This window comes from Cupriavidus sp. HPC(L) (assembly GCF_000307735.3).
In the GTDB taxonomy this organism is placed as follows: domain Bacteria; phylum Pseudomonadota; class Gammaproteobacteria; order Burkholderiales; family Burkholderiaceae; genus Cupriavidus.
On sequence record NZ_AMPR02000181.1, the window covers coordinates 1 to 6,275 of the forward strand.

General features: G+C 69.0%; 6 protein-coding genes and 1 pseudogene. 6 read left to right on the forward strand and 1 reads right to left on the reverse strand.

Annotation, left to right across the window (positions count from 1 at the left end; translation table 11 throughout):
• Window positions 1-612 (reverse strand): annotated as a pseudogene (locus B551_RS12005) (EamA/RhaT family transporter); the annotation flags it as partial.
• Between the two features lie 195 nt (window positions 613-807).
• On the opposite strand from B551_RS12005, the gene dapC reads away from it, so the two are divergent.
• The 6 genes from dapC (at window position 808) to prmB (ending at window position 6,195) form a co-directional block, all read left to right on the forward strand.
• Window positions 808-2,019 (forward strand): succinyldiaminopimelate transaminase, encoded by a 1,212-nt coding sequence (dapC, locus tag B551_RS12010; RefSeq protein ID WP_006578817.1) that lies wholly within the window; start codon window positions 808-810, stop codon window positions 2,017-2,019.
• Window positions 2,020-2,120: 101 nt separating this feature from the next.
• Entirely contained in the window at window positions 2,121-2,948 is an 828-nt protein-coding gene (gene dapD / locus B551_RS12015) for a 2,3,4,5-tetrahydropyridine-2,6-dicarboxylate N-succinyltransferase (protein ID WP_006578818.1), read from the forward strand.
• Window positions 2,949-3,072: 124 nt separating this feature from the next.
• A complete protein-coding gene (locus B551_RS12020; protein ID WP_006578819.1) occupies window positions 3,073-3,447 on the forward strand; it encodes a hypothetical protein in 375 nt (124 codons plus the stop codon).
• Between the two features lie 87 nt (window positions 3,448-3,534).
• Window positions 3,535-3,888, forward strand: a complete 354-nt coding sequence (locus B551_RS12025; protein WP_023264167.1) for an ArsC family reductase — start codon at window positions 3,535-3,537, stop codon at window positions 3,886-3,888.
• Between the two features lie 155 nt (window positions 3,889-4,043).
• Window positions 4,044-5,225, forward strand: coding sequence for a succinyl-diaminopimelate desuccinylase (gene dapE, locus B551_RS12030; protein WP_006578821.1), 1,182 nt, complete (start codon window positions 4,044-4,046; stop codon window positions 5,223-5,225).
• 67 nt (window positions 5,226-5,292) lie between these two features.
• Window positions 5,293-6,195 carry a 50S ribosomal protein L3 N(5)-glutamine methyltransferase gene (gene prmB / locus B551_RS12035; protein ID WP_006578822.1) on the forward strand — a complete coding sequence of 301 codons (903 nt, stop codon included), beginning with the start codon at window positions 5,293-5,295 and terminating at the stop codon, window positions 6,193-6,195.
• The last annotated feature ends 80 nt before the right edge of the window (window positions 6,196-6,275 follow it).

Genomic DNA, 6,275 nt, shown 5'->3' on the forward strand with positions numbered 1-6,275 from the left:
GCCGCCGAACACCATCAGCGTGCGCAGCCGCGCGTCCATCTCGGGAAAGCGCTGGCCGGCGCGGCGCGACAGCACGTTGTTGAACGCGAACGCGATGCCGGCGACCAGACCGGCCCATTCGGCGGCGTCGCGCGGCAGCGGCACGCCGACCTCGGGCGTCCACAGCATCAGGCCGGCGCCGAACATCGCCAGCGCGACCAGCACCAGCCCCGCCGGCGAGACCCGTTCGCCGATCAGCAGCCGCGCGACCAGCACGGTCCACACGGGGGTCAGATAGAACAGCAGCAGCACCCGCATCACGTGGCCGTGGACGCTGCCCCAGACGAAGCCGGCATTGGTGACGCCGGCCGCCAGCGCGATCGCGACGAACAGCCACGACCAGCGCAGCCCGCGCAATTGCCGCCGCAGCACCAGCAGCGCCAGCACGGCGGCCACCGCGCTGACCACCGCGGCCGCCTTCATGCCGCCCAGGCCCCAGGCGGCCAGCAGCCGATACGGATACCAGGCGATGCCCCACACCGAGGCGCCGAGCAGGATCGACAGGGAAGCCTTGAAGGTATCGGTATCGGCATGGGCGGTGCCGGGCTGCACGTTGGTGTTGGAATGGCTCATGAAATGAAAAGCATGGACGGGCGGCACCCGGGAAACGGTGCCTGACATGGATCTGGATCGATTTGGGCGATACGGGAGCCCGATCGTGGCCAGGACACCCGCGGCCGCCGGTCCCTCGGCGCGGCGCCTCGTCCCCCGCCTCGTCCCCGGGCTCGTCCCTTATAATGCTGCGTTTCGACAGGCCTTCGACCCATCATGAACCCGCGTCTCGATTTGCTGCAGCCCTACCCGTTCGAGAAACTGAAGGCCCTGTTTGCGGGAATCGAGCCGAACGGTGCGCTGCGGCCGATCAGTTTCGGCATTGGCGAGCCCAAGCATCCGACCCCGCGCTTCATCCGCGATGCGCTGGCCGAGTCGCTTGGCGGGCTGGCGAATTATCCCACAACGGCCGGTTCCGACGCGCTGCGCCAATGCATCGCCGGCTGGCTGGAACGGCGCTACGGCCTGCCCCGCGTCGACCCCGCCAGCCATGTGCTGCCGGTCACCGGCTCGCGCGAGGCGCTGTTCGCCTTCGCCCAGACCGTGGTCGACGGCACCCGCCCCGGCGCGCTGGTGCTGTGCCCGAACCCCTTCTATCAGATCTACGAGGGCGCCGCGCTGCTGGCCGGCGCCACGCCGGTGTTCGCCAACAGCGATCCGGCGCGCAACTTCGCCCCGGCGTTCGACCGCATTGCCGACGATGTCTGGCCGCGCGTGCAGCTGGTCTATGTCTGCTCGCCGGGCAATCCGACCGGCGCGGTGCTGTCGCTGGAGGACTGGCGCCGGCTGTTCGCGCTGTCCGACCGCCACGGCTTCGTGATCGCTTCCGACGAGTGCTATTCCGAAATCTATTTCGATGAAGGCAAGCCGCCGCTGGGCGCGCTCGAGGCGGCGCACCGGCTGGGCCGCGGCTTCGAGAGGCTGGTGATGTTCTCCAGCCTGTCCAAGCGCTCGAACGTGCCGGGCCTGCGCTCGGGCTTCGTCGCCGGCGACGCGGCGCTGCTGGGCCGCTTCCTGCTGTATCGCACCTACCATGGCGGCGCGATGAACCCGGCGGTGCAGAGCGCCAGCGTCGCGGCCTGGAACGACGAGGCCCATGTGCGCGAGAACCGCGCCGCCTATGTCGCCAAGTTCGCCGAAGTCACGCCGATGCTGGCCGAGGTGCTCGACGTCGCGCTGCCCGACGCGGGCTTCTATCTGTGGGCCGATGTCTCGCGCACCGGCCTATCCGACACCGAGTTCGCCGCGCGGCTCTATGCCGAGCAGCACCTGACCGTGCTGCCGGGCAGCTACCTGGCGCGCGAGACCGACGGCATCAATCCCGGTGCCAACCGCGTGCGGATGGCGCTGGTCGCGACGCCCGAGGAATGCCGCGAGGGTGCCGAGCGCATCGTCGCCTTCTGCCGGGGCCTGGCGCGTCGCGGCTGAACCGAATCCAGTCCGAACCCCTGTTGGCCGCCATGCGCGCTCCCGCGTGGCGGCCACGAATTCAACCACGATCAACCACGACAACACGCGAAGAAACGCATATGACGCAAGCACTGCAAGCTCTGATCGACCAGGCCTGGGAAGACCGCGCCAGCCTGTCGCCCAAGTCCGCCCCGGCCGACATCCGCGAAGCGGTGGCCACGGTGATCGGCCAGCTCGACGCGGGCACGCTGCGCGTGGCCGAGAAGCAAGGCAAGGACTGGATCGTCAACCAGTGGGTCAAGAAGGCGGTGCTGCTGTCGTTCCGCCTCGAGGACAACGTGCCGATGGCCGCCGGCGGCTTCGCGCAGTTCTACGACAAGGTGCCGACCAAGTTCACCAACTGGTCGGCCGACGATTTCGCCAAGGCGGGCTTTCGCGTGGTGCCGCCGGCGGTGGCCCGCCGCGGCTCGTTCATCGCGAAGAACGCGGTGCTGATGCCCTCCTACGTCAACATCGGCGCCTATGTCGATGAAGGCACGATGGTCGATACCTGGGCCACCGTCGGTTCGTGCGCGCAGATCGGCAAGAACGTGCACCTGTCGGGCGGCGTCGGCATCGGCGGCGTGCTCGAGCCGCTGCAGGCCAACCCGGTGATCATCGAGGACAACTGCTTCATCGGCGCCCGTTCGGAAATCGTCGAGGGCGTGATCGTCGAGGAGAACTCGGTGATCTCGATGGGCGTCTACCTGGGCCAGTCGACCAAGATCTACGATCGCGAAACCGGCGAGATCCACTACGGCCGCGTGCCGGCGGGCTCGGTGGTGGTGGCGGGCAACCTGCCGTCGAAGGACGGCAAGTACAGCCTGTACTGCGCCGTGATCGTCAAGAAGGTCGACGCGCAGACGCGCGCCAAGACCAGCCTGAACGACCTGCTGCGCGGCGACTGACGGCAGCGCGGTGGCGGCCCGCGGGCCGCCACCGCTGTCGCTTCTTCCGCCCCCCTCGCCCCGACCGGCGCACCGCGCCGGCTCCTACGTGAGGTGACCCGTGCCCTCCCTTCGCAAGCGATTCATGGCCCTGGACCCCGCCACCGTCAGCACCGTGCTGTCCCTGCTGCCGACCATTCTCGAGCAGGCCAACAAGACCATCGAGAAATACAAGAAGGGCAAGCGCAAGGACGAGCCGGCCGACGGCACGCCGGCGTCCGATCCGCAGGAGCAGGCGCGCCTGCTCGCGGCGCGCGTCGCCGAGCTCGAGACGGCCGCGATGCAGCAGGCCGAGAACGTCAAGCTGCTGGCCGAACAGCACGCGATCACCATCGACGCGCTGCGCAAGGAAGCGGCGCGGCTGGACCGCCGGCTGCGGCTGATGACCGCGGTGGCGATGGCCGGCTTCGCGCTGGGCCTGCCGGCGCTGGTGATCGCCATCAATCTGCTGCTGCGCTGAACCGGGCTGCGGCTGGCGGCATCGCGCCTCGCGTCACTGTCGCCATCCCTGGCCCACCCCTCGCCAACGTTCCATTCCTCATTCGCCATGACCGTCCAGCTCTACGGCATCCCGAACTGCGATACCGTCAAGAAAGCCCGCACCTGGCTCGAAACCAACGGCGTCGACTACGCCTTCCACGACTTCAAGAAGCAGGGCGTCGACGAGACGATGCTGCGCCGCTGGCTCGAGCAGGTGCCGCTGTCGCTGCTGCTGAACCGCAAGGGCACCACCTGGCGCGCGCTGCCCGACGCCGACAAGGCGCTGGCCGAGAACGCCGACGGCGCGATCGCGCTGATGCAGCGCAGCCCGTCGCTGATCAAGCGGCCGGTGCTCGAACATGACGGCGCGGTCGCGGTCGGCTTTGCCGCGGACCAGTACGCCGAACGTTTCCAGGGCTGAGCCCGAACGCTCGCCGCCTTATCGCCTTATCGCCTTATCGCCTTATCGCCTTATCGCCTTATCGCCTTATCGCCTTATCGCCTTATCGCCTTATCGCCTTATCGCCTTATCGCCTGACCGCCTGACCGTCCGACCGCTTCCCCCACATCCGCGCCATGACCGCCAACGCCCCCGCAACGCCCGCCGCCAATCCCACGCTGGCGCTGACCGAAGACCTGATCCGCCGCCAGTCGGTGACCCCCGCCGACGAAGGCTGCCAGGCCGTGCTGCAGGCGCGGCTGTCCGCGCTCGGCTTCACCTGCGAATCGCTGGTCAGCGGCCCGGACTCGTTCCGCGTGACCAATCTATGGGCGGTCAAGCGCGGCCGGCTGGGGACCGGTGGCAAGCTGCTGACGTTCGCCGGCCACACCGACGTGGTGCCGACCGGCCCGCTCGAACAATGGACCTCGCCGCCGTTCGAGCCGACCCATCGCGACGGCAAGCTGTACGGCCGCGGCGCGGCCGACATGAAGACGTCGATCGCGGGCTTCGTGGTGGCGATCGAGGAATTCCTGCAGGCCCATCCGGACCATGCCGGCTCGATCGCGCTCCTGATCACCAGCGACGAGGAAGGCCCGGCCCACGACGGCACCGTCAAGGTCGTGCAGGCACTGCAGGCGCGCGGCGAACGGCTCGATTACTGCGTGGTCGGCGAGCCGACCTCGGTCGATACGCTCGGCGACATGGTCAAGAACGGCCGGCGCGGCTCGCTGTCCGGCAAGCTGACCGTCAAGGGCGTGCAGGGCCATATCGCCTATCCGCACCTGGCGCGCAACCCGATCCATCTGGCCGCGCCGGCGCTGGCCGAACTGGTCGGCGAGCGCTGGGACGACGGCAACGCGTATTTCCCGCCCACCACCTGGCAGATGTCGAACATCCACGCGGGCACCGGCGCGACCAACGTGATCCCCGGCCACGTGACGATCGACTTCAACTTCCGCTTCTCGACGGCCAGCACGCCCGAGCAGCTGAAGGCGCGCGTGCACGCGATCCTCGATCGCCACCGGCTCGAATACCAGCTCGACTGGACGCTCGGCGGCGAACCGTTCCTGACGCCGCGCGGCGAGCTGTCCGAGGCGATGGCTGCGGCGATCGCGGCCGAGACCGGCGTGCGGACCGAACTGTCGACCACCGGCGGCACCTCGGACGGCCGCTTCATCGCGAAGATCTGCCCGCAGGTGATCGAGTTCGGCCCACCCAACGCCAGCATCCACAAGATCGACGAGCACGTCGACGTGCGCTTCATCGAGCCGCTGAAGAACATCTATCGCGGCGTGCTGGAACGGCTGATCGCCTGAGCGATTCGGCCCCGACCCCGCCGCTGTCATCGCGCCGCCCCGACCGACCCCTGACCTCTCCTTCGCCATGGCCCACGCCTCTCCCCTGTCCACCGTCCGCGACCTGCTGCGCCTGGCGGTGTCGCGCTTCACCCAGGCCGGCCTGTCGTTCGGCCACGGCACCGACAACCCCTACGACGAGGCGGTCTACCTGATCCTGCATACGCTGCATCTGCCGCTCGATACGCTCGATCCCTTCCTTGACGCGCGGCTGCTGCCCGAGGAAATCGCCGCGGTGATGGAGGTGATCCGCCGCCGCGTCGACGAGCGCGTGCCGGCTGCCTACATCACGCACGAGGCCTATATGCATGGGCAGCGCTTCTATGTCGACGAGCGCGTGATCGTGCCGCGCAGCTTCATCGGCGAGCTGCTGCAGGACGGATTGAACCCGTGGGTCAGCGACGTCGACGCGATCGGCCCGGTGCTGGAGCTGTGCACCGGCTCGGGCTGCCTGCCGATCCTGGCCGCGCAGGCCTGGCCGCACGCGACGATCGACGCGGTCGACATCTCGGCCGATGCGCTCGAGGTGGCGCGCCGCAATGTCGCCGACTACGGGCTCGAGGACCGCATCCATCTGCATCACGGCGACCTGTACGCGCCGCTGCCGGCGGGCGCGACCTACGACGTGATCCTCAGCAATCCGCCCTATGTGAACGAGGGCGCCATGCAGCGGCTGCCCGCCGAATACCTGGCCGAGCCGCGCATCGCGCTGGCCGGCGGCGACGACGGCATGGACGTGGTGCGCCGGATCGTGGCGGGCGCCCGCGCCCGCTTGAATCCCGGCGGCGTGCTGGTGGTCGAGATCGGTAACGAGTTCGACAATGTCGAGGCGGCCTTCCCCGATCTGGAACTGATCTGGCTGACGGTCAGCGCCGGCGAGGAGCAGGTGTTCCTGCTGACGTACGAGGCGCTGGAGGCGGCGGGGCTGTAATCGCGATCGTGGCGGACGTCGCTGGCAGATCGGCCGCCGCTGCCCTCTCCCCCGCCGCTCTCCCGCTAGCGGGAGAGGGG

What these genes read in the sequence shown, in the direction of transcription:
- dapC (WP_006578817.1), top strand. Translation starts at nt 808, where the DNA reads ATGAACCCGCGTCTCGATTTGCTGCAGCCCTACCCGTTCGAGAAACTG.
- dapD (WP_006578818.1), top strand. Translation starts at nt 2,121, where the DNA reads ATGACGCAAGCACTGCAAGCTCTGATCGACCAGGCCTGGGAAGACCGC.
- B551_RS12020 (WP_006578819.1), top strand. Translation starts at nt 3,073, where the DNA reads ATGGCCCTGGACCCCGCCACCGTCAGCACCGTGCTGTCCCTGCTGCCG.
- B551_RS12025 (WP_023264167.1), top strand. Translation starts at nt 3,535, where the DNA reads ATGACCGTCCAGCTCTACGGCATCCCGAACTGCGATACCGTCAAGAAA.
- dapE (WP_006578821.1), top strand. Translation starts at nt 4,044, where the DNA reads ATGACCGCCAACGCCCCCGCAACGCCCGCCGCCAATCCCACGCTGGCG.
- prmB (WP_006578822.1), top strand. Translation starts at nt 5,293, where the DNA reads ATGGCCCACGCCTCTCCCCTGTCCACCGTCCGCGACCTGCTGCGCCTG.